This is a genomic window from Streptomyces sp. NBC_01334, from assembly GCF_035983595.1.
Classification (GTDB): Bacteria; Actinomycetota; Actinomycetes; order Streptomycetales; family Streptomycetaceae; genus Streptomyces; species Streptomyces coriariae.
The window spans coordinates 1,724,226-1,746,827 of record NZ_CP130718.1 but is presented as its reverse complement, the minus strand read 5'-3'; the positions used below and the strand labels follow the sequence as shown (position 1 = coordinate 1,746,827).

At 72.2% G+C, this 22,602-nt stretch carries 22 protein-coding genes; 7 read left to right on the top strand and 15 right to left on the bottom strand.

Annotation, left to right across the window (positions count from 1 at the left end):
- Positions 1-42: 42 nt before the first annotated feature.
- From OG736_RS07870 to OG736_RS07855, 4 genes are all read right to left on the bottom strand, one after another.
- Positions 43-2,511: a SpoIIE family protein phosphatase gene (locus OG736_RS07870; protein WP_327181806.1), complete on the bottom strand. Its 2,469-nt coding sequence runs from the start codon at positions 2,509-2,511 to the stop codon at positions 43-45.
- A gap of 145 nt (positions 2,512-2,656) precedes the next feature.
- Complete coding sequence (rocD, locus tag OG736_RS07865; RefSeq protein ID WP_327181805.1) at positions 2,657-3,886, bottom strand: ornithine--oxo-acid transaminase; 1,230 nt, start codon at positions 3,884-3,886, stop codon at positions 2,657-2,659.
- Entirely contained in the window at positions 3,883-4,695 is an 813-nt protein-coding gene (gene ddaH, locus OG736_RS07860) for a dimethylargininase (protein WP_054240453.1), read from the bottom strand. Before ddaH ends, rocD begins: the two co-directional genes overlap by 4 nt.
- Before the next feature lie 164 nt (positions 4,696-4,859).
- Positions 4,860-5,345, bottom strand: a complete 486-nt coding sequence (locus OG736_RS07855) for an Lrp/AsnC family transcriptional regulator (RefSeq protein ID WP_020131619.1) — start codon at positions 5,343-5,345, stop codon at positions 4,860-4,862.
- A 78-nt stretch (positions 5,346-5,423) separates the two neighbouring features.
- On the opposite strand from OG736_RS07855, the gene OG736_RS07850 reads away from it, so the two are divergent.
- From OG736_RS07850 to OG736_RS07835, 4 genes are read left to right on the top strand one after another with little or no spacing between them, the layout of a single operon-like run.
- Entirely contained in the window at positions 5,424-6,188 is a 765-nt protein-coding gene (locus tag OG736_RS07850; RefSeq protein ID WP_327181804.1) for a LytR/AlgR family response regulator transcription factor, read from the top strand.
- Positions 6,189-6,190: 2 nt separating this feature from the next.
- On the top strand, positions 6,191-6,553 hold the full coding sequence (locus tag OG736_RS07845) for a hypothetical protein (RefSeq protein WP_327181803.1): 363 nt from the start codon (positions 6,191-6,193) through the stop codon (positions 6,551-6,553).
- On the top strand, positions 6,550-8,280 hold the full coding sequence (locus tag OG736_RS07840) for a sodium/solute symporter (RefSeq protein ID WP_327181802.1): 1,731 nt from the start codon (positions 6,550-6,552) through the stop codon (positions 8,278-8,280). The genes OG736_RS07845 and OG736_RS07840 overlap by 4 nt, the downstream gene beginning before the upstream one ends.
- The gene (locus tag OG736_RS07835; RefSeq protein WP_327181801.1) at positions 8,277-9,500 is read left to right on the top strand and encodes a sensor histidine kinase; all 1,224 of its coding nucleotides are present in this window, start codon (positions 8,277-8,279) and stop codon (positions 9,498-9,500) included. Before OG736_RS07840 ends, OG736_RS07835 begins: the two co-directional genes overlap by 4 nt.
- Here OG736_RS07835 and OG736_RS07830 read toward each other — a convergent pair.
- The 5 genes from OG736_RS07830 to OG736_RS07810 form a co-directional block, all read right to left on the bottom strand.
- Positions 9,469-9,651 carry a hypothetical protein gene (locus OG736_RS07830; protein ID WP_020131614.1) on the bottom strand — a complete coding sequence of 61 codons (183 nt, stop codon included), beginning with the start codon at positions 9,649-9,651 and terminating at the stop codon, positions 9,469-9,471. The two genes, OG736_RS07835 and OG736_RS07830, sit on opposite strands and share 32 nt — an antisense overlap.
- A 59-nt stretch (positions 9,652-9,710) precedes the next feature.
- Positions 9,711-10,661: a cytochrome c oxidase assembly protein gene (locus OG736_RS07825; protein WP_327181800.1), complete on the bottom strand. Its 951-nt coding sequence runs from the start codon at positions 10,659-10,661 to the stop codon at positions 9,711-9,713.
- 148 nt (positions 10,662-10,809) lie between these two features.
- Positions 10,810-11,835: a 6-phosphofructokinase gene (locus tag OG736_RS07820; protein ID WP_054240459.1), complete on the bottom strand. Its 1,026-nt coding sequence runs from the start codon at positions 11,833-11,835 to the stop codon at positions 10,810-10,812.
- A gap of 267 nt (positions 11,836-12,102) precedes the next feature.
- Positions 12,103-12,831, bottom strand: a complete 729-nt coding sequence (locus tag OG736_RS07815; protein WP_327181799.1) for a type 1 glutamine amidotransferase — start codon at positions 12,829-12,831, stop codon at positions 12,103-12,105.
- A 17-nt stretch (positions 12,832-12,848) separates the two neighbouring features.
- A complete protein-coding gene (locus OG736_RS07810) occupies positions 12,849-14,087 on the bottom strand; it encodes a MurT ligase domain-containing protein (RefSeq protein ID WP_327181798.1) in 1,239 nt (412 codons plus the stop codon).
- Positions 14,088-14,245: 158 nt separating this feature from the next.
- On the opposite strand from OG736_RS07810, the gene def reads away from it, so the two are divergent.
- Positions 14,246-14,800, top strand: coding sequence for a peptide deformylase (def, locus tag OG736_RS07805; RefSeq protein ID WP_327181797.1), 555 nt, complete (start codon positions 14,246-14,248; stop codon positions 14,798-14,800).
- Positions 14,801-14,874: 74 nt separating this feature from the next.
- Here the strand turns inward: def and OG736_RS07800 are convergent, their stop codons facing one another.
- On the bottom strand, positions 14,875-15,516 hold the full coding sequence (locus OG736_RS07800) for a TetR/AcrR family transcriptional regulator (RefSeq protein WP_020131608.1): 642 nt from the start codon (positions 15,514-15,516) through the stop codon (positions 14,875-14,877).
- Between the two features lie 177 nt (positions 15,517-15,693).
- Here OG736_RS07800 and OG736_RS07795 point away from each other — a divergent pair, with 177 nt between their 5' ends.
- On the top strand, positions 15,694-16,920 hold the full coding sequence (locus tag OG736_RS07795) for an acyl-CoA dehydrogenase family protein (RefSeq protein ID WP_054240462.1): 1,227 nt from the start codon (positions 15,694-15,696) through the stop codon (positions 16,918-16,920).
- A 91-nt stretch (positions 16,921-17,011) separates the two neighbouring features.
- Here the strand turns inward: OG736_RS07795 and OG736_RS07790 are convergent, their stop codons facing one another.
- The 5 genes from OG736_RS07790 to OG736_RS07770 form a co-directional block, all read right to left on the bottom strand.
- Positions 17,012-17,248, bottom strand: coding sequence for a DUF6213 family protein (locus tag OG736_RS07790; protein ID WP_028807142.1), 237 nt, complete (start codon positions 17,246-17,248; stop codon positions 17,012-17,014).
- Between the two features lie 25 nt (positions 17,249-17,273).
- Positions 17,274-18,659 carry an NADP-dependent succinic semialdehyde dehydrogenase gene (locus tag OG736_RS07785; protein ID WP_327181796.1) on the bottom strand — a complete coding sequence of 462 codons (1,386 nt, stop codon included), beginning with the start codon at positions 18,657-18,659 and terminating at the stop codon, positions 17,274-17,276.
- 201 nt (positions 18,660-18,860) lie between these two features.
- Positions 18,861-19,334: an NUDIX hydrolase gene (locus tag OG736_RS07780; protein WP_327181795.1), complete on the bottom strand. Its 474-nt coding sequence runs from the start codon at positions 19,332-19,334 to the stop codon at positions 18,861-18,863.
- Positions 19,331-20,869: an ATP-dependent DNA ligase gene (locus tag OG736_RS07775; RefSeq protein ID WP_327181794.1), complete on the bottom strand. Its 1,539-nt coding sequence runs from the start codon at positions 20,867-20,869 to the stop codon at positions 19,331-19,333. Before OG736_RS07775 ends, OG736_RS07780 begins: the two co-directional genes overlap by 4 nt.
- 29 nt (positions 20,870-20,898) lie before the next feature.
- A complete protein-coding gene (locus OG736_RS07770) occupies positions 20,899-21,882 on the bottom strand; it encodes an NAD(P)/FAD-dependent oxidoreductase (RefSeq protein ID WP_327187547.1) in 984 nt (327 codons plus the stop codon).
- A 70-nt stretch (positions 21,883-21,952) separates the two neighbouring features.
- On the opposite strand from OG736_RS07770, the gene OG736_RS07765 reads away from it, so the two are divergent.
- Positions 21,953-22,525 (top strand): helix-turn-helix domain-containing protein, encoded by a 573-nt coding sequence (locus OG736_RS07765; RefSeq protein ID WP_327181793.1) that lies wholly within the window; start codon positions 21,953-21,955, stop codon positions 22,523-22,525.
- The last annotated feature ends 77 nt before the right edge of the window (positions 22,526-22,602 follow it).

The window sequence follows — 22,602 nt, the reverse complement described above, 5'->3', positions numbered from 1 at the left end:
CGATGTGATGAATGGGGTGGGTGGGCCGCTCCGCGGGGACGGTCAGGCGTCTGGATCCGTGAGTGACTGCTCGGCCCAGATGATCTTGCCCTCGGGGAGAAAGCGGGTGCCCCACCGCTGCGTGACCTGCGAGACCAGCAGCAGCCCGCGGCCGCCCTCGTCGGTGGCGCGCGGATGGCGCAGATGCGGTGCGGTGGTGCCGCCGTCGAAGACCTCGCAGACCAGGGTGCGCTCACGGATCAGCCGCAGCCGGATCGGTCCGGTGGCGTACCGGATGGCGTTGGTGACCAGCTCGCTCACGACCAGCTCGGTGGTGAACGACAGCTCGGCCAGACCCCACTCCGCCAGCCGGCGGCTCGCGGTCTTGCGGGCCTCGGCCACCGCCGCCGGGTCGCCGGGCAGCTCCCAGTCGGCGACCCGCTCGGCCGGCAGCCGACGGGTCCGGGCCATCAGCAGGGCCACGTCGTCGTACGGGCGGGCCGGGACCAAGGCGTCGATCACCGTCCCGCAGCGCAGCTCGAGCGTGTCCGCCGACTGCTCCAGGGCCTGCCGCAGCCGTTCCCGGTCGGTGTCCAGCGCCCACCGCTCGCCCCGGGCCAGCAGACCGTCCGTGTGCAGCGCCAACGTGCTGCCCTCCGGCAGGGTCACCTCGGCCGACTCGAACGGCGGCCCGCCCGCACCGAGCGGCGGGCCCTGGGGCAGCTCGATGAACGTGACGCTGCCGTCGGGCAGGACGACGGCCGGGGCGGGGTGCCCCGCCGCGGCCATCACGCACCGCCCGTCGACGGGGTCGTACACGACGTACACGCACGCGGCGCCCACCGTCTGGGAACCGTCCGACCGCGGTTCCTGCGGCTCCGTCTCGGCCGCCACGCCCTCCTCGTCGTCCATGCGGGTGACCAGGTCGTCGAGGTGCGCGAGGATCTCCGCGGGCGGCAGGTCGAGGGCGGCCAGGGTGCGCACGGCGGTCCGTACGCGCCCCATGGCCGCGGCGGCGTCGATGCCGTGCCCCGGTACCTCGCCGACGACCAGCGCCACCCGCGCCCCCGACAGCGGGATCAGGTCGTACCAGTCGCCGCCGAGACCGGTCAGCTCGTCGGCCGGCCGGTAGCAGGCGGCCACCTCGACCGCGTCCTGCTCGGGCAGCCGGCGGGGGAGCAGATTGCGCTGGAGCACCAGGGCCGCGGCACGCTCGCGCGTGTAGCGGCGCGCGTTGTCCACGCAGACGGCCGCCCGGGAGACGAGGTCCTCGGCTAGCGCCAGATCGTCCTCGCCGAAGGGCTCGTGCCGGTGGCGCCGCAGGAAGGTGGTCACGCCGAGGGTGACGCCCCGCGCCCGGACCGGCACGATCAGGGCACTGGGCGGCTCGGAACCCGTGGGCAGACCCGCGACCCACTCCTCGGTGAGCGGATCGAGCGGGTCGAGCGGATCGAGCCGCTCGACCCGCCAGGGCCGTCCGCCGACCAGACAGCGCACCGCGGGCGAGCCGGCCCGGTGCACGACCTCGCGGCTGCCGGTCGCGACCCCGGGATCGCCGGTCGCCCGCCGTCCCGCCCTGCGCAGGGTGACGGAGTCGTCCGCGTCGTGGTCCCACGCCTGGCCGAGCGAGGGCTCCGCGCCCCGCAACACCGGCTCCAGCAGATCCACGGTGACGAGGTCGGCGAACCCCGGCACCGCCACGTCCGCCAGTTCCTGAGCGGTCCGGGCGATGTCCAGGCTGCGGCCGATGCGCCGGCCGGCCCGGTCGAGCAGGGCGAGCCGCTGCCGGGCGCGGTGCCGCTCGGTCATGTCCACGACCGTGTAGTAGACGCCCATCGGGGCGCCGTGCTCGTCGTCCAGGCGGGTGAACGACAACATGTGCGCCGTCTCGCGGTGCGGCGCCGCCCGTACCCGCCCCACAAGCTCGTAGCCGAGCACCGGCTCGCCGGTCGCCAGCACCCGTCGCATCTGCGTCTCGATCGCCTCGGAGTTCAGCCCCGGCTGGACCTCGGCCAGCCGCAGCCCCAGCCGGCTCTCGGGCGGACCGCCGCCGAACCGGGTCAGGGCCGCGTTCGACCACACGAAACGCAGGTCGGCGTCGACCATCGCGATACCGATCGGGGAGCCGCCGATCATCTGCTCCAGCACCGCGCGGCTCATGTCCCAGCCGGGGGCGTCGGCCATCTCGTTCAGCAGGACCAGCCGGCGCGCGCTGCCGCCGGGCTCATCGGCCGAGGTGATCCGCGCCATCACGGACACCGGCCGCCCGTCCCGGCGGCGGGCGGACAGCAGCCCGGCCCAGCCGCCGTCCCGACGACACCGGTCCATGACGTACGGCAGCCGTTCGGCGTCCCCGGGGGCGAGCAGCCCGGCCAGGTCCTCGCCCACCGCCTCGGCGGCCGGATACCCCAGCAAGCGCTCGGCTTCCCTGGTCCAGCTCGTCACCACCCCCCGTGTGTCGAGCAGCAGGGGGGCGGTGTCCGCCACGTCGAACCACCGGCGGGCAACGTCCTCCTCGTCGTGTGTGCCCACGGCCGACCTCTCTGTCGCTGAGAGTGGTCTACCACCTCCTGACTCAATCTTCACCCTGCCTGCACGACAGCGGCCGAGCCACCCGGGAGGCGGTGGCCGCGCGCCGGCGCGGCCGGGAATCCGCGCCCCTCGCGGGGCGCGTTCCTCAGGCGTCGCGTGTCAGCACGCTCTCCAAGGTGGCCAGCGCCGAGGCCAGTTCCTCACCGGTGACGGTCAGCGGCGGCGCGAGCCGGATGGTCGAGCCGTGGGTGTCCTTGACCAGGACGCCCTTGCGCATGAGGCGCTCGCTCACCTCGCGGCCGGTGCCCAGTGCCGGGTCGATGTCGACGCCCGCCCACAGCCCGCGCGCCCGGAATCCGACGACGCCCTTGCCGACCAGCCCGGTCAGCCCGTCCCGCAGGACCACGCCCAGCTCGGTCGCCCGGCGCTGGAACTCACCCGTCTCCAGCAGCTCCACCACCGCCGTACCGACCGCGGCGGCGAGCGGATTGCCGCCGAACGTCGACCCGTGCTCGCCCGGCCGCAGTACCGACAGCACCTCCCGCCGGGCCACCACCGCCGACACCGGCACGATCCCGCCGCCCAGCGCCTTGCCGAGCAGCAGCACGTCGGGCACGACCCCCTCGTGCTCCACGGCGAGCGTCCGCCCGGTACGGCCGAGCCCGGACTGGATCTCGTCCGCGATGAACAGGCAGTTCCGGCGGCGGGTCAGCTCCCGGACCCCGGCCAGATAGCCGTCGTCGGGGATGACGACGCCCGCCTCGCCCTGGATCGGCTCGATCAGCACCGCCGCCGTCGTCTCGTCCACGGCCGCCTCCAGCGCGGCCAGGTCGTTGTACGGCACGATCCGGAAGCCCGGGGTGAACGGCCCGAAGCCCGCCCGCGCCGTCTCGTCCGTCGAGAAGCTCACGATCGTCGTCGTACGGCCGTGGAAGTTCTCGGCGGCCACCACGATGGTCGCCCGGTCGGCGGGTACGCCCTTCACCTCGTACGCCCACTTGCGGGCCACCTTGATGCCGCTCTCGACGGCCTCCGCGCCCGTGTTCATCGGCAGGACCATGTCCAGGCCGGTCAGCTCGGCGAGCCGCTCGGCGAACTCGGCGAGGCGGTCGTTGTGGAAGGCGCGGGAGGTGAGGGTGAGACGGTCCAGCTGGCGGTGGGCCGCCTCGATCAGCAGTGGGTGCCGGTGGCCGAAGTTGAGGGCCGAGTAGCCGGCCAGCATGTCGAGGTAGCGGCGTCCCTCGACGTCCGTCACCCAGGCGCCCTCGGCGCTCGCGACGACCACGGGCAGCGGGTGGTAGTTGTGCGCGAGGACGGGCTCCTCGGCGCGGATCAGATCGGCGGAGGTGCGCGTCGGGACGACGGGTGCGGTCATGAACGGATCTCCTGCGTGCAGCACTTGATGCCACCGCCGGCCTTCTGGAACTCCGAGAGGTCGACGGGGACGGGGACATAGCCGCGCTCGGTGAGACGGGAGGCGAGGGCCTCGGCCCGGGGCGCGATGAACACATGGCGCCCGTCGGAGACCGAGTTCAGGCCGAACACCATGGCGTCGTCGCGGGTGGCGAGCACCGCGTCCGGATACAGCCGGGCGAGCACCTCACGGCTGCCGGAGGAGAACGCCTCCGGGTAGTACGAGATGTTGTCGTCGTCGAGGACGAACAGCGCCGTGTCCAGGTGGTAGAAGTGCGGGTCCACCAGGGTCAGGCTGATCACCGGGTGGCCGAAGAACTCCTGCACCTCCCGGTGCGCCTCACGGGTCGTCCGGAAGCCGGTGCCGGCCAGCACGTACCGCCCCGTCCACACCAGGTCGCCCTCGCCCTCGCAGACGGACTCCGGCCGGTGGACGTCGTAGCCCGCCGCCTTGAACCAGGTGTCGTAGTGGACGGACTCGGGCCGCCGCTCGGGCGCGTGGAACAGGGAGCCGAAGACCCGGCCCGCCACCACGACCGCCGAGTTCGCGGCGAAGACCATGTCCGGGAGGCCGGGGGCCGGCTCCACGGTGTCCACGGTGTGGCCGTGGGCCCGGTAGGCGCGGACCAGTCCCTGCCACTGCTCCTGGGCGAGGTCGACGTCGACGGGGCTGTCGGGACGCATCCAGGGGTTGATCGCGTACTGCACGGCGAAGTGTCTGGGTTCGCAGACGAGGAAGCGCCGAGGGCGCCGCACACGGGTTTCGGTCACAGTGAGGTACCTCCACCTTTCCCTTTTCCTACGGAGTCGACTGAGGGATTGACACCACGGTAGGAACTGACGGGGACGCCCGACAAGGAACATGCATTGCGTGTCGACGCAGGAATGCTGCGTGATGTGCCTGGTCAACGCAGGTTCACTGCGCCGATGCAGGTTTATTCGGGAGCGGGCTGGCTCGCGCCCGCCTCGGGGCTGTCCGGCAGCAGATGGGACAGCACCATCACGCTGATCGTCTTCCGGATGAAGGGCTCGGACCGGATGCGCTCCAGCACGTTCTCGAAGTGCTCCACGTCCCGCGCCCGCACATGCAGCAGCGCGTCCGCCCCGCCCGTCACCGTCATCGCCGCGGTGATCTCGGGATGGTTGCGTGCCACCTCCGCGAGGCGCCTCGGGGGCGCGGCGCCCTCGCAGTACACCTCCACGTACGCCTCCGTGCGCCAGCCCAGCGCCGACGGCTGCACGGTGGCCGTGAATCCCGTGATCACTCCGGTGTCCCGCAGCCGGTCCACCCGGCGCTTGACCGCCGTCGAGGACAGGCCGACGGCCGTCCCGATCTCGGCGAAGCTCGTCCTGGCGTTCGCCATCAGAGCGGTGATGATCTTCCGGTCGAGTTCGTCGAAAGGGGCGGGCGTGCTGTTCATGCGGGCACTGTATCCAGCGCATACGTCCACACCCCGGTGCATGTCCAGTCGTGCGGATCGCCCCTACACTCCACCTTCATGCTGCGCGCCCTCGCCGTCGACGACGAACGCCCCTCGCTGGAGGAGCTGCTCTACCTGCTCACCGCGGACCCCCGGATCGGCACCGTGGAGGGAGCAGGCGACGCGACCGAGGCGCTGCGCCGCATCAACCGTGCCCTGGAGTCCGGGCCCGACGGCCCCGAAGCCATCGACGTGGTCTTCCTGGACATCCAGATGCCCGGCCTCGACGGCCTCGACCTCGCGCGTCTCCTCACCGGCTTCGCGCGGCCGCCCCTGGTCGTGTTCGTCACCGCCCACGAGGACTTCGCCGTCCAGGCCTTCGACCTCAAGGCCGTCGACTACGTCCTCAAACCCGTCCGCAAGGAACGGCTCGCCGAGGCGGTCCGCCGCGCCGTCGAACTCAGAGCCGCCGAGCGGCGCGGAGCCGCTCCGCGCATCCCCGTGCACGAGCCCGACCCGGACCACATACCCGTCGAACTCGGCGGTGTGACCCGCTTCGTCGCCGTCGACGACATCACCCATGTCGAGGCCCGCGGCGACTACGCCCGGCTGCACACCGACCGCGGCAGCCATCTGGTCCGGATCCCGCTGTCCACCCTGGAGGAGCGCTGGCGGGCCCGCGGCTTCGTCCGCATCCACCGCCGCCATCTCGTCGCCCTGCGCCACATAGGCGAACTCCGCCTGGACGCGGGCACGGTGAGCGTCCTGGTGGGCGGCGAGGAACTCCAGGTCAGCCGCCGCCACGCCCGAGAACTGCGGGACCTGCTGATGAGGAGGCCCTGACCGTGCCGAACCAGGACCCCGCCGAGCGGCGTGTAGTCGTCACCGGGCCCGCCCGTCGCACCCTCCGCGCCTCCGGCTACTACCGGCCGCGCACCGAGATCGACGAGCAGACCACCCTCGGTCACACCTACGTCCGCTCCTTGATGCGCTCCCAACTGCGGGCCGCGCTCGCGGTGTTCGCCGTCCTCACCCTGCTCGTGGGCCCGCTGCCGCTGCTCTTCGCGGCGATGCCCGATGCCCACCGCCTCGAATGGGCGGTCCTCGGCTTCTGCCTCTACGCCCCGCTCGTGCTGCTCGCCCGCTGGTACGTGCGCCGCGCCGAACGCAACGAGCGGGACTTCATACGCCTGGTCGAGGACCGATGAACTCGGCCTTCGCCGTCCCCGCCGTCGCGCTCGTCGTCGTCGCGACCGTCCTCGTCGGCGCCTTCGGCCTGCGCATCTCCCGCACCACCTCCGACTTCTACGTCGCCTCCCGCACCGTCGGCCCGCGCCTCAACGCGGCCGCCATCAGCGGCGAGTACCTCTCCGCCGCCTCCTTCCTCGGCATCGCGGGGCTGGTCCTGGTCCAGGGGCCGGACATGCTCTGGTACCCGGTCGGCTACACCGCCGGCTATCTGGTGCTGCTCCTCTTCGTCGCGGCCCCGCTGCGCCGCTCCGGCGCCTACACCCTCCCCGACTTCGCCGAGGCCCGTCTCGGCTCGCAGTCGTCCCGGCGGCTCGCGGGCGCCTTCGTGGTCGGCGTCGGCTGGCTCTACCTGTTGCCCCAACTCCAGGGCGCGGGACTGACGTTGACCGTCCTGACCGGCGCCCCCGACTCGCTCGGCGGTCTGATCGTCGCGGTCGTGGTCACCGCGATCGTCGCCGCGGGCGGCATGCGCAGCATCACCTTCGTGCAGGCCTTCCAGTACTGGCTCAAGCTCACCGCCCTCCTCGTCCCGGCCCTCTTCCTCGTCCTCGCCTGGCAGGGCGACGGCGCGCCCCGTGACGCCTTCGGGGAACCGGCCACCTTCCGCGACCAGCGCGTCGTCCGGGTCGACGACACCCTCGACCTCCGACTGGACCGCCCCCTGACCGTGACGGTGGACGGCCGCGTCGACGGCCGTCCGCACCAGGACGCCGTGCTCCGGCTCCCCGTCGGCACCCACCACATCGAGCGGGGCACCCGCCTCACCTTCGCCGAGGGCACCGCCGTCCCCGTCGCCGAGCGCGGCAGCAACGGCGGCATGTCCACCTCCCTCGCCGCCGGCCGCGAGGAACGCCCCCTGTACGCCACCTACGGCCTGATCCTCGCGACCTTCCTCGGCACCATGGGCCTGCCGCACGTCGTCGTCCGCTTCTACACCAGCCCGCACGGAGTCGCCGCCCGCCGCACCACGGTCGCCGTCCTCGCCCTGATCGGCGCCTTCTACCTGCTGCCGCCCGTCTACGGCGCCCTGGGCCGCCTCTACGCCCCCGAGCTGGCCCTCAGCGGCGACGCCGACGCGGCCGTGCTGCTGCTGCCCGACCGGGTGATCGGCGGCCTCGGCGGCGACCTGCTGGGCGCGCTGGTCGCCGGGGGAGCCTTCGCCGCGTTCCTGTCCACGGCGTCCGGGCTGACGATGGCCGTCGCGGGCGTGCTCACCCAGGACGTCCTGCCGGCCCGGGGCGTCCGGCACTTCCGGCTGGGCACCGGGCTCGCCATGGCCGTACCCCTCGCCGCGAGCCGGCTGGTGGGCGGGCTGCCGGTGGCCGACGCGGTCGGGCTGGCCTTCGCGGTGTCGGCGTCCTCCTTCTGCCCGCTCCTCGTCCTCGGCATCTGGTGGCGACGGCTGACCCCGCCCGGCGCGGCCGCCGGGATGCTGGTGGGCGGCGGTTCGGCGTTCCTCGCCGTCGCCGCGACCATGGCGGGCTTCCCCGGCACGGGCGGCCTGCACGCGCTGCTCGCCTGGCCCGCGCTGTGGTCCGTACCGCTCGGCTTCCTCACCATGATCCTGGTGTCCCTGGCCACCCCGGGGCGGGTCCCGGCCGGCACGGCGGCGATCCTGGCCCGGTTCCACCTGCCCGAGGAACTGCGCACGGAAGAGCTGCGGGCGGCGGAGGCGAAGGCATGAGCGGCTTCCTGGCGGGCGTCTGCATCGCGATCCTCCCCTTCCTCGCCGCGGGCTTCTGGCTGGGCCGCCGCACCGCCCGCCCCGAGAACCTCGGCGGCCTGGGCACCCCCGTCGAGCACGCCACCTTCGAGACCCTGCACACCGCCTCGCTCGCCGCGCCCCCGCTCAGGGCAGGCCTCACGGAGGAGACGGCCCGCAGGTCGGCCCGCAGGCTGCGCACCCTGCTCGGCACGGACGCGCTGTGCCTGACCGACGAGACGCAGGTGCTGGTCTGGGACGGCGTGGGGTCACATCACCGCACGGAGATCATGGAACGGCTGGCCGGCCCCCTGGAGAGCGGGCGCGGCGAGGCCTTCCGGCTCACCTGCGAGCACGCCGACTGCCCCGTCCGCTGGGCCGTTCTCACCCCGCTCACCGTCGACGACCGGGTGCACGGCGTCCTCGTGGCCTGCGCGCCCCGCGAGTCCGCCGTCCTGGTCCGGGCGGCCGGCGAGGTGGCCCGCTGGGTGAGCGTCCAACTGGAGCTGGCGGACCTCGACCAGTCCCGTACGAAACTGATCGAGGCGGAGATCAAGGCCCTGCGCGCCCAGATCTCCCCGCACTTCGTCTTCAACTCGCTCGCTGTGATCGCGTCGTTCGTCCGCACCGATCCCGAACGCGCCCGCGAGCTGCTCCTGGAGTTCGCCGACTTCACCCGCTACTCGTTCCGCAGGCACGGCGACTTCACCACCCTGGCCGACGAACTGCACGCCATCGACCACTACCTGGCGCTGGTGCGGGCCCGGTTCGGCGACCGCCTCGCCGTCACCCTCCAGATAGCCCCCGAGGTCCTCCCGGTGGCCCTTCCCTTCCTCTGCCTCCAGCCGCTCGTCGAGAACGCCGTCAAACACGGCCTGGAGGGCAAGGCCGACCGATGCCATATCCAGATCACCGCGCAGGACGCCGGCGCCGAGGCCCTGGTCGTCATCGAGGACGACGGCGCCGGCATGGACCCGGTCGCGCTGCGCCGCATCCTGGCCGGCGAGGTGAGCCCCTCGGGGGGTATCGGCCTGTCCAACGTGGACGACCGGCTCCGCCAGGTGTACGGCGACGACTACGGCCTGGTCATCGAGACGGCCCTGGGGGCAGGGATGAAGATCACCGCCCGGCTGCCGAAGTACCAGCCGGGCGTCCACTCGGCGGCCCGCCTCACCGGTGGCCAGGGCCGGGCCGTGTCATGATCATGGCGAGCGTGATCAGCCCCAGCACGACCCAGCCGAACCACAGCCAGCCGTTGCTGCCGAGCGCCACCGTGTAGGCGGTCACCGCGACGAGTCCGCCGACGGTGAGCACCCCCATGGTCTTCGTGGAACTGTCCGTGGTACCTGCCATCGCGACACCTTCCTCGGGGCCGCCCTCCGCAGGGCGCGTCCCTCCATGGTGCCCCGGGTTCAGCGCCCGTGTGCGTCGAGCGACGCAAGATAGGCGTTGTACGCCTCCAGCTCCTGGTCGCCGTCGCGGTCCGCGGCCCGGTCCTTGCGTTTGGCCTGCCGTTGCTCGGAGCCGTACCACTGGAAGAGCAGCGCGATCAGCACCAGCACGGACGGGATCTCGCTGAACGCCCAGGCGATGCCGCCGGCCGCGTTCTGGTCGGAGAGCGCGTCGATGCCGAGCGAGGCGGGCGGGTTCTCGAACGTCTCGACCATCGGCTGCGAGGCCATCATCAGCGCGATGCCGAAGAACGCGTGGAACGGCATGCCCGCGAACAGCTCCAGCATCCGCATCAGATAGCCCGGCCGGTTCGGCCCCGGGTCCACGCCGATGATCGGCCAGAAGAACACCACACCCACGGCGAGGAAGTGCACCATCATCGCGAGGTGCCCCGCCCTGGAGCCCATCAGGAAGTCGAAGATCGGCGTGAAGTACAGCGCGTACAGGCTCGCGATGAACAGCGGGATGGTGAACGCGGGATGGGTGACGATGCGCATGTAGCGGCTGTGCAGCAGCATCAGCAGCAGCTCGCGCGGCCCCTTGCGACCCCGTCCGGCGGCCGGCAGCGCACGCAGCGCCAGCGTCATCGGCGCGCCCAGCAGGATCAGGATCGGCGACAGCATGCTGATCACCATGTGCTGCACCATGTGCACGCTGAACATGACCATGCCGTAGTCGTTCAGCCGGGTGCACATGACGAGCCCGATGGTCAGCACCCCGACGACGAACGACACGGTCCGCCCCACCGGCCACGCGTCCCCGCGCCTGCGCAGCCGCAGGACGCCCCAGCCGTAGAGCGCCAGCCCCACCAGACAGCCGACGAGGAAGAACGGGTCCGCCGACCACTGAAGGCCCCGCCCCAGCGTGAACGGCGGCAGATCCATGGTCATGCCGTGCCCGCTGTGTTCCATGCCGCCGGCTCCTGATTCGTGGGGGGTTGTACGTTTCCTGCCGCCCACAAGAGTAGAGAAGCCCCCGGCGACCTCTGTCACCGGGGGCGAACGGCCCTGTCCCAGGGGCGCGGGGCCGTCACGGCGGACCCGCACCCGACCGGACGGGCTAGAGGACGGTCTCCGCCTCCGCGTACCGATCCTCGGGAACGGTCTTGAGCGTCGCGACCGCGTCGGCCAGCGGCGCCATCACGATGTCCGTCCCGCGCAGGGCCGTCATCTTCCCGAACTCGCCCCGGTGCACCGCCTCCACCGCGTGCCAGCCGAACCGCGTGGCGAGCACCCGGTCGTACGCCGTCGGCGTGCCGCCGCGCTGCACATGCCCCAGGATGACCGGCCGGGCCTCCTTGCCGAGCCGGGACTCCAGCTCGATGGAGAGCTGCCGGGCGATCCCGGCGAACCGCTCGTGCCCGTAGATGTCCTTCGCGCCCTCGTCGAAGGCCATGCTGCCGGCCTTCGGCTTCGCGCCCTCGGCCGCGACGACGATCGCGAACCGCTTGCCCGCCTCGAACCGCTCGCCGACCCGGCGGGCCAGTTCGTCGATGTCGAAGGGCCGTTCCGGTACGACGATGGCGTGGGCGCCGGCCGCCATGCCGGACTGGAGAGCTATCCAGCCGGTGTGGCGTCCCATGACCTCGACGACGAGCACCCGCTGGTGGGACTCGGCGGTGGTCTTCAGCCGGTCCAGCGCCTCGGTCGCGACCCCGACCGCCGTGTCGAAACCGAAGGTGACGTCGGTGACGGCGATGTCGTTGTCGATTGTCTTCGGCACGCCCACGATGGGCAGCCCGCTGTCGTACATCAGCTTCGCCGCCTTGAGCGTGCCCTCACCCCCGATGGGGATGATCGCGTCGAGGCCGAGCTCCGCGACATGGCCCCGGGCCCGCTCCACGCCGTCCCGCAGATGCGAGGGCTGGACCCGGGAGGAGCCGAGGATCGTGCCGCCGCGGGCGAGGATGCCGCCCACCGCGTCGAGGTCGAGCTTGAGGTAGTCGCACTCCAGGAGGCCCTTCCAGCCGTCCCGGAAGCCGATGACCTCGTCGCCGTGGTCGGCGACGGCACGGTGCACGACGGACCGGATGACGGCGTTCAGGCCGGGGCAGTCGCCGCCGGACGTGAGGACACCAATGCGCATAGCCCGAAACAACCTTCTCCACGTGGGCCGGTCCGGACCACATTGTCCGGCTCGAATCCCCGCCACCCTAGCGGCAGGAGGGGGCGGGGCCGAAGCACGCGTCCGCCTGCTGGACGCGCCTGCTCACCTGTGCGGATGCACTGTCAGACGGGCTGCTGACGACACCCTGAAAATCAGGTGAACACACGGTCACGCAGACTGCCGCGCAACAGCGTCTGCGCAGGCAGCCGCACGGCTGTTCCTGCGCGGGCTGTTGCGCGGCAGTTCCTACGCGGGCTGCTGCGCGGCCGTGATGCGCTCGTTGCGGAGCGCCTCGTACCAGCGGTCGTCGATCGGCGGCAGCGCGTTCACGTCGAGCGCCAGCTTCAGCAGCAGGTCCGCGATCAGCGGGTTGCGGGCGAGCACCGGGCCGTGCATGTACGTGCCGAACACGGTGTCGTTGTACGCGCCCTCGGTGCCGTCGCCGGTGCCGTTGCCCTTGCCGAGCGAGACGCGGGCGAGCGGGCGGGCGGTCGGGCCGAGGTGGGTGACGCCCTGGTGGTTCTCGAAGCCGGTCAGCGGGGGCAGACCGAGCCGCGGGTCGATGTCCCCGAGGACGTCGCCGACACACCGCTCGCCCTCGCCGCGCGTCGTCGTCACGTCCAGCAGGCCGAGACCGGGCTCACGCTGGCCGAGGTCGTTCACGAACTCGTGGCCCAGGATCTGGTACCCGGCACACACCGCGAAGACGATCGCGCCGTTCTGCACCGCCTGGTACAGGTGCCCGTCCCGGCGCAGCCGCTCCGCCGCGAGTCGCTGCGGCCGGTCCTCGCCGCCCCCGATGAGGTAGATGTCGCCGGAGGTCGGGATCGGCTGGTCGCTGCGCACGTCGAGACGCGCCACGTCCAGGCCGCGCTGCCGGGCGCGGCGCTCGACGACGAGGGCGTTGCCCTGGTCGCCGTAGGTGCTCAGCAGGTCCGGGTAGATCCACACCAGCCGCAGTTGGTTGTCGCTCATGGAAACGTCCTTAGTGGTCAGTTGCCGACGCGGCGGCGCAGGTCCTGGAACGCGGTGTAGTTCGCGATGACCTCGATCCGGCCCGGCGGTGCCTGCTGCACGGCCTGGTCGAGGTTCTCGCACACCTGGAAGTGCTGGTTGGCGACCTCCAGGCGCACCGCGAGGTCCAGCTTCCGGTCACCGACGACGAAGATCGGGTGGCCGGTCAGCCGCGTGTAGTCGACGTCCCACAGCCAGGAGGTGTCGGTGCCGTCGGCGCCGCGCGCGTTCACCGAGAGGATCACCGGGGTGGGCGGCGGATCGATCAGGCTGAACGTCTCGAGCCAGCCCGCCGGGTTCTTCGCGAGCAGCAGCCGCAGGTCACGCCCCTGGAACTGGACGACGTCATAGCGTCCGGCGACGGCCTGCACCTGGTACATCCGCTCCAGCGCCACCTGCGGCGGGACCCCGAAGACGGCGGCCACGGCGGCCGAGGAGGCGGCGTTGGCCTTGTTGGCGCGGCCCGGCAGCTGGAGGTGGATCGGCCAGGCGGACCCGTGCGGGTCGAGCACGTGGTCCCCGGACAGCGCCCAGCTCGGCGTCGGACGCCGGAACCCGCACTCGCCGCAGAACCAGTCGTCACCGGGCCGCTGCATGACACCGCCGCAGGACGGGCACGACCAGGCGTCGTCCTTCCACATCTGCCCGGCGGCGACCCAGATCACGTTGGGGGAGGAGGAGGCGGCCCACACCACCAGCGGGTCGTCGGCGTTGGCGACCACGACGGCCTTCGAACCGGCAAGCCCCTCACGCCAGTTCTCCGCGAGCATGCGGGTCTCGGCGGCGCGGTCCAGCTGGTCCCGGGAGAGGTTGAGCAGCGCGATGCACTTGGGGGCGGTGTCCCGGGCCACGCCCGCGAGGTACTTCTCGTCGACCTCGATCACGCCGTAGCGGGCGTCGGATCCGCCGGCCAGGGCCGAGGTGATGCCGGCCGGCATGTTGGCGCCGAGCGCGTTGGACACGACCGGTCCGGCGGCGCGCAGTGCCTCGGCGATCAGCCGCGTGGTGGTGGTCTTGCCGTTGGTCGCCGAGACGAGGATGACGTCCAGGTTCTGGGCGAGCCGGGCGAGAAGGTCGGGGTCGAGTTTGAGCGCCACCCGGCCGCCGATCACCGAACCGCTGCCGCGCCCCGCGGCGCGCGACGCCGCCGCGACCGCTTTGCCGGCGGTCACGGCGATCTTGGCCCGCGGCGTGAGCGGGTCCGAGTTGCCTGCCATCAGTTCTCGATCCTCCTTGCGTACGCGCCGCGCCTCTGCCGTACGGCAACGTGGTGGGTGGTCAGCCTATCGAGATCCATTCGCACTCCCGAATCCCGGCACCACCTCACGCCCGTGAGCGGCATGCGCGTGTCAGAAAGGACCGTACCCTTGCCGCCATGCGACACGGCTCCATCCCGGGCGCCCACGGGCGCGTCCGGCCCCTCTCCCTGCTCGGCGACCCCGTCCTGCACACCCGCTGCGAGGACGTCACCGACTTCGGCCCCGAACTCGCCCGCCTGGTCGAGGACATGTTCGCCACGATGTACGCGGCCCAGGGCGTGGGCCTCGCCGCGAACCAGGTGGGCGAGCCGCTGAGGGTCTTCGTCTACGACTGTCCCGACGACGAGGACGTCCGCCACCTGGGGCATGTGGTGAACCCCCGGCTGGTGGAGGCCGACGGCATCGTCCTGCGCGGCCCGGAGGGCTGTCTGTCCCTGCCGGGTCTGGAGGCGGGCACGGAGCGCCACGACCACGCGGTGGTCGAGGGGTTCACGATGACCGGCGAGCCGATCACCGTGCACGGCACCGGATTCTTTGCCAGATGCTTGCAGCACGAGGCGGACCACCTGGAGGGCACGGTGTACGCGGACCGCGTGACGGGGTGGCGCAGGAGGAGACTCACGCGCCAGGTCGCACGGGCCTCCTGGAGCCGGGGGGCCGGTCCCGCCTAGAGCGGGGTGTTGCCGTACGGCCGGGCCGTGTGGGCGCGAGCGCCCACACGTGTCCCGCGCCCGGCGGGCGAGCGTCAGAACCCGGGCCCGCCGAGTTTGTCGCCGGCCGCCGCGAGGCGACCCCACAACAGATCGGCCAGACTCCGCACCAGCTCCGCACGGGTGCAGGGCCGCTCGCCCAGCCACCAGTCCCCGGCCGCGTGCATCATCCCGACGATCCCGTGCCCCCACACCCGGGCCAGCTGCTGGCTGCCGGGTCCGAGGTCCACCCGGTCCTCGATGACCTGGGCCAGCTCCTCACCCATCCGCCGGAGCAGCGGCGCCGAGTGTTTGCCCACGTCGAAGCCCTGCTCGCCCGGCGACCCGTCCGACGGATGCATCAGGAAGCGGTAGACCTGGGGCCGGGCCTCGATCGCGGCGAGGTAGGTGTCCAGCGTGGCCTCCACCCGTTCGCGCCGCTCGGCGGGCGCGTCCAGCGCGGCCCGCAGCGAGTCCAGCAGCGCGTCCGTGTGCCTTTTGGCGAGCGCGGCGTAGAGTCCGCCCTTGTCGCCGAAGTGCCGGTAGAGGATCGGTTTGGTGATGCCCGCCTCCGCCGCGATCGCGTTCATCGAGGCCTGCGGGCCGTCGCGCAGCACCACCCGGTCGGCGGCCTCCAGCAGCTCGCGCCTTCGGCGGTCGGCGGACCGCTGCTGCTCGGTCCGCTGCGTGGTGTCCATGAGCTCTCCCCACCCGTGCTGATTCGGTGACGCCTGCGCAAACTAACACCTGGCAGCAGCCTGACATCGAACGGGCCGGGGGGCTCCCGGGCCGTCAGCAGGAGTTGACTTTTCCTACCGACCGGTAACAGACTCGCGTTACCGCTAGTAACACGCACGTTCCGCCCTGGAGGGGACATGGCCGAGTTCACCATGGAGCTCAACGACGAACAGAAGGAGGTCCGGGACTGGCTGCACGGCTTCGCGGCCGACGTCATCCGCCCCGCGGCCGCCGAATGGGACGAGCGTGAGGAGACTCCCTGGCCGGTCATCCAGGAGGCCGCCAAGGTCGGGATCTACTCCCTCGACTTCTACGCCCAGCAGTACTTCGACCCCACCGGCCTCGGTATCCCGATGGCCATGGAGGAGCTGTTCTGGGGCGACGCGGGCATCGCCCTGTCGATCGTGGGCACCGGCCTCGCCGCCGTGGGCGTTCTCGCCAACGGCACCGAGGAGCAGATCGGCACCTGGATCCCGCAGATGTACGGCGACGCCAGCGACGTCAAGGTGGCCGCCTTCTGCTCCTCCGAGCCCGACGCCGGCTCCGACGTGGCCTCCCTGCGCACGCGTGCCGTGTACGACGAGGCCAAGGACGAGTGGGTGCTCAACGGCACCAAGACCTGGGCGACCAACGGCGGCATCGCCAACGTCCATGTCGTGGTCGCGGCGGTGGACACCGAACTCGGCTCCAAGGGGCACGCCTCCTTCATCGTCCCGCCGGGCACCCCGGGTCTCGCCCAGGGCCAGAAGTTCAAGAAGCACGGCATCCGCGCCTCGCACACCGCCGAGGTGATCCTCGACAACGTGCGGATCCCCGGCTCCTGCCTCCTCGGCGGCAAGGAGAAGCTGGACGAGCGGCTGGCGCGGGCCCGCGAGCGGGCGAGGACCGGTGGCGAGCGCGTCAAGAACGCGGCGATGGCGACCTTCGAGGCCTCGCGGCCGGCGGTCGGCGCCATGGCCGTCGGCACGGCCCGCGCCGCGTACGAGGTGGCCCTCGACTACGCCAAGACCCGTGAGCAGTTCGGCCGCCCGATCATCGACAACCAGGGCGTCGCCTTCCAGCTCGCGGACATGCGCACCCAGATCGACGCCGCGCGGCTGCTCGTCTGGCGCGCGTCCTGGATGGCGATCAACGGAAAACCGTTCACCGCCGCCGAGGGCTCGATGTCGAAGCTGTACGCCAGCGAGACCGCGAAGCAGGTCACCGCGCAGGCGATCCAGATCCTCGGCGGCAACGGCTACACCAGGGAGTACCCGGTGGAGCGCATGCACCGCGACGCGGCCATCTACACGATCTTCGAGGGCACCAGCGAGATCCAGCGCCTGGTGATCGCCCGCACCCTGTCGGGGATGCCGATCCGCTAGGGCGGGTCCCAGGACACCGCCAGACGTCGTGGCACGGCCCCGGGGACGCCTCCCCGGGGCCTGCGCAAGCCGCTCGATCGGTGGCAACGGACTACGGCGCACCCCCGCTGCTGTGCGCGATGCACGCCACATCGATCCGGTCGGCCAGCTTCGCGAGCTCGATGGTCAACGCGGCGACGGTGTCCTCGTCGAGCCCGTCCGCCCCGGCCTCGACGAGATGCAGCCAACGACCGCCCAACGTGCGGAGCAGCTTGCTCACGTCGGCCGCGGCCACCTGCAAGGTCCCGCGGTCATCGACGATCAGAGGCAGAGTCACTTCGCGGTTCACATCCGGGATCGTAGCCGCGCGGCGCTCACGCACCGTGCCAAACCGTGGTGATGTTGCAGAACTCCCGGATTCCGTGCCCGGACAGCTCACGGCCGTACCCGGACCGCTTCACCCCGCCGAAGGGGAACCCCGGATGGGACGCGGTCATGCCGTTGACGTACACGCCACCGGCCTCCAGATCCCGTACAAAGCGGTCCACCTCGGCCTCGTCCCGTGTCCACACGTTGGAACTCAGGCCGAACGGCGAGTCGTTGGCGATGAGCACCGCCTCGTCCAGGTCGGCCGCCCGGTACAGCGTCGCGACCGGCCCGAACGCCTCCTCCCGGTGGATACGCATCTCGCGGGTGATCCCGGAGAGTACGGTCGGCGGGTAGTACCAGCCCGGTCCGTCGGGCCGTTCGCCCCCGCACAGGGCGGCGGCGCCGGAGCGCCGTGCGTCGTCCACGAGCTCCTCCAGGTCCGATCGCCCCTGCTCGCTCGCCAGCGGCCCGACGTCCGTCTCCTCCTCCAGCGGGTCGCCGACCTTCAGCGCCGCCATGCCCGCCACGAACCGCTCGGTGAACGCGTCGTACACGTCCGTGTGAACGATGAACCGCTTGGCGGCGATGCACGACTGCCCGTTGTTCTGCACGCGCGCGGTCACCGCCACCTGCGCGGCCCGGTCGACGTCCGCCGACGGCATGACCACGTACGGGTCGCTGCCGCCCAGCTCCAGCACCGTCTTCTTGATCATCTCCCCGGCGGTGGCGGCCACCGCCCGGCCGGCCGGCTCGCTGCCGGTCAGGGTCGCCGCCTTCACCCGGTCGTCGCGCAGGATCTCGTCGACCGCGCCCGAGCCGACGAGCAGCGTCTGGAAGCAGCCCTCGGTGAAGCCGGCCCGGTGGAACAGGTCCTCCAGGTACAGGGCGGTCTGCGGGACGTTGGAGGCGTGCTTGAGCAGGCCGACGTTGCCCGCCATCAGCGCCGGCGCGGCGAACCGGACCACCTGCCACAGCGGGAAGTTCCACGGCATCACCGCGAGCACCGGGCCCAGCGGCCGGTAGCGGACCAGGGCGCGCGCGGCGCCGGAGTCCTTCACGTCGGCGGCGGACGGCTCCTCGTCGGCGAGCAGTTCCGCCGCGTGCTCGGCGTACCAGCGCATCGCCCGGGCGCACTTCGCGGCCTCCGCGCGCGCCTGCTTCACCGGCTTGCCCATCTCGGTGGTCATCACCCGGCCGATGTCCCCCTGGTCCTCGTCGAGGAGGTCGGCGGCCCGCTCGAGCAGGCGGGCACGTTCGGGATACGTCGTCGTCCGGTACGTACGGAAGGTGGCCTCCGCGAGCTGGAGCCGGCGCTCCAGCTCCTCCTCGCCCATGGCCTCGTACGTCCGAAGCGTCTCGCCGTTCGCCGGGTTCACCGTCGCGATGGGCATGACCGACCTCCTGAAGAGCTGACTGTGCTTCGACCTTGCCGCGCCGGACCCGGGGTCGCAACGCGTGCGCATCCGCGGGGCGCGCCTTTCGGATCAGCCCGACTCGGAGCTCCGGCGCCGTCCGACGCCGGCAACCGACGACAACGCGGTAGATGTGCGTGCCAGACCCAGCGGCCCCGGGGTGGGCCGAAAGACGCGTCCCTAGCCCGAGTGCTCCGCCAGCCGGTCGAGAAACGCGGCCTGTGCCGTGACGATCACCTGCCGGGCCCGGTCGAGCCCGAACCAGGCCACCCGGTCCAGCTCCGGGAACTCCTGGGTCAGTCCGGACCTCGGCGGCCACTCCATGGTGAACGTGCCGGGTGCGATGGCCGCCGGGTCGAGGTCCGCCTCGATCGCCCACGCGGTGACGATCTTGCCGTTCTTCTGCCGGACCTCGCCCAGGTCGACCGCCTCGCCGTCGGGGGGCGGCAGGCCCAGCTCCTCCCGGAACTCGCGGCGGGCCGCCTCCCAGGCAGGTTCGTCGGGCTCGTACTCGCCCTTCGGGACGGTCCACGCCCCGGCGTCCTTCTTCGCGAAGTACGGACCGCCCATATGGCCCAGCAACACCTGGGGACCGTCGTCGGTGTGCCGGAACAACAGCAGGCCCGCGCTGCGCTTCGGCGTCGCGGGGGTCAAGGTCGCACCTCCGGGTGGGCGGCGAGCAGGGTCTCCACCGTGTCCGCCTCCTCCGGGCGCTTGTCCTCGCGGTAGCGCAGGACGCGGGCGAAGCGGAGCGTGACGCCGGCCGGGTAGCGGGTGGAGCGCTGAAGGCCGTCGTAGGCGATCTCCACGACGAGTTCGGGGCGTACGGTCACCACGTGTCCGCTCTCGTCGACGGCCAGTTCCCGCAGGCGCTCCGTCTGCCAGGTGAGCAACGCGTCGGTCAGGCCCTTGAAGGTCTTGCCGAGCATGGCGAAGCCGCCGTCCGCGGTGCGGGCGCCGAGGTGCAGGTTGGAGAGCTTGCCGGTGCGCCGCCCGTGGCCCCACTCGGCGGCCAGCACCACCAGGTCGAGCGTGTGCACGGGTTTGACCTTCAGCCAGGAGGCGCCGCGCCGGCCCGCGCTGTAGGGCGCGTCGAGGGCCTTCACCACGACTCCCTCGTGACCGCGCAGCAAGGTCTCCCTCGAGAACTCCTCCGCGGCTTCGACGTCCTCGGGGCCGGACACCACCGTGCGGCGCACCCGCATCGGCTCGGGCACCAGCCGGGCCAGCTCCGCGTGCCGTTCGGCGAAGGGCAGGTCGAGCAGGTCCCGGCCGTCCACGGACAGGGCGTCGAAGAAGACGGGCGCGACGGGGACCGCTTCGGCGGCCGCCGTCACATCCACCCGGGAGCCGACCCGGCCGGCCGTCTCCTGGAAGGAGCGGGGACGGCCCGTCTCGTCGAAGGCGATGACCTCGCCGTCGAGGATGAACCGCGAACCCGTCAACCGCCTTGCCGCGTCCGTCACTTCGGGCAGCCGGTCGGTGATGTCGTCGAGGGTGCGGGTGTAGAGGCGGACGTCTTCGCCGTCACGGTGCACCTGGACGCGGATCCCGTCCAGCTTCTCCTCGACCGCGCAGACGCCGAGCTTGCCGACCGCCTCGGCCACGGCGGACGCGGTGTGCGCGAGCATCGGCAGGACCGGCCGGCCGACGGTGAGCCGGAACGCCTCCAGCGCCGCCGGTCCGTCCGCGAGCAGCGCCTGCGCCACCGTCCGCAGCGACCCGGCCAGCATCACCGCCCGGCGTACGTCCGTGGCGGGCGCCCCGGTCGCCTGTGCCAGGCCCTCCACGGCGACGGCGTCCAGCGCGCCCTGCCGTACCTCGCCGGTGATGAGGCCGAGCAGGAAGCGTTGTTCGTCCGCGGTGGCCGCTCCCATCAACTCGCCGACCAGGCGCGTCCGTTCGGCCTGCGAGCCGGGGCCCGAAACCTTGCCGAGCGCGGTGAGACGGGCGTCCACCTCCCGCACGGTGAGGGCCGGGCCTTCGGCCGGGGCGACCGGCCGGCTCAGCACCTTCCAGCCGATGCCCAGCCGACCCTGGGGGAGCCGGCCGGCCAGATAGGGGATGACGATCGGCACGTCGTCCGCCTCCGCGTCCCGGAAGAGTTCGGCGAGCAGGGCGATCTTGCGGGAGCGCGCCGAGGTGGCGGCGACCTCCCGGGACACGTCGGCGAGCCGGGTCAGCAGCATGCAGCCATGGTGCAACGCCGACGGCCGCGTTACATCCGCACGGCCGGCACCTTCGCGTCGGCGGCCCCGGCGGCGACGGCCCGGTCGAGGTCCGCCATCAGCAGCTCCCCGTTGATCGCCGCCCCGGCCCGGTAGCCACGGCTGGCCGCGTTCACGACCTGCTCGGCGAAGCCCGACGCGTTGCCGGCCGCCCACAGGCCGGGCACGGTCGTCAGGCCCCGTCCGTCGACCACGGGGTAGGTGCCGAAGGGGGTCTCGCTCAGCTCGGCGCCCAGCCGGGCGAGCAGGTCGGTCCGCGGCACCGCCCGGGGCGCCACGAACACCACCTCGCGCTCGTGCACCCGCCCGTCCCGGAGCCGGACCCCGGTGAGCCGGTCGTCCTCGACGACCAGCCCGGCCACCTCGCCGGGGACGATCCGCACGCCGGCCGCGGCCAGCCTGCGCAGGTCCTCGTCGGCCAGGTCCGCCTCGGCGACCGTGTGCAGGAAGAGGGTCACGTCCTTCGACCACTGGGACACCATCAGTGCCTGGTGGACGCTCGTCGCGGTGGTGGCGAGCACGCCGAAGGCCTGGTCGCGGACCTCCCAGCCGTGGCAGTAGGGGCAGTGGACCACGTCCCGGCCGAAGCGCTCGGCGATGCCCGGGACCGGCGGCAGCTCGTCCTTCAGGCCGGTCGCGACGACGAGCTGCCGGGCCCGCACGGTCTGCCCGCTCGCGAGCCGTACGGCGAAGTCCTCACCCCGGGTGGCGTCCACCGCCCGGTCGTGGACCAGGTTCACGCCGTACCGCGCGATCTCCTCGCGGCCGACGGCGAGGAACTCGGCGGGTGACATGCCGTCCCGCGACAGGTATCCCTGCATATGAGCGGCGGGCGCGTTGCGCGGCTCACCCGCGTCGACGACCAGGGTGCGGCGCCGGGCCCGGCCCAGGACGAGCGCGGCGGACAGGCCGGCGGCGCCCCCGCCGACGACGATCACTTCGTACTGCTCGGTCTTCTCGGTCACGGTGACCACCTCCGCGACCACGGTCGCCGGGTGCGCGCGGGATTGACAAACATATTTGCCGCTTCGGCAAGATGGAGGCATGACGACCGATGAGGTACTCGCGGAGGTGGGGCCGAGGCTGCGGCGGCTCCGGAAGGATCGGGAGGTGACGCTCGCGGCGCTGTCCGAGTCGACCGGCATCTCCGTCAGCACCCTCTCGCGGCTGGAGTCCGGGCTGCGCAAGCCCAGCCTGGAGCTGCTGCTGCCGATCGCCCAGGCCCACCAGGTGCCGCTGGACGAGCTGGTCGGGGCGCCGCCGGTGGGGGATCCCCGGGTGCGGGCCGAGCCGATCGTGCGGCACGGGCGCACCTTCTGGCCGCTGTCCCGGCAGCCCGGCGGACTGCAGGCCTTCAAGGTGCTGGTGCCCCGGCGCGAGGAGGAGCCCGAGCTGCGCGTCCACGAGGGCTACGAATGGCTGTACGTGATGTCCGGGCGGCTGCGGGTGGTGCTGGGGGAGCACGACGTGGTGATGACGGCGGGCGAGGCCGCGGAGTTCGACACGCGCGTGCCGCACTGGTTCGGGTCGACGGGGGAGGGGCCGGCCGAGTTCCTGAGCCTGTTCGGACCGCAGGGCGAGCGGATGCATGTGCGAGCGAGGCCTCGGAAGGAGTGACGGGGGCGACTCTTCGTCCGTCGTCTGTTCCCTCTTGGCAAGCGACCGCTTAGTATGCGAAGCGAACCGGTCGGAAC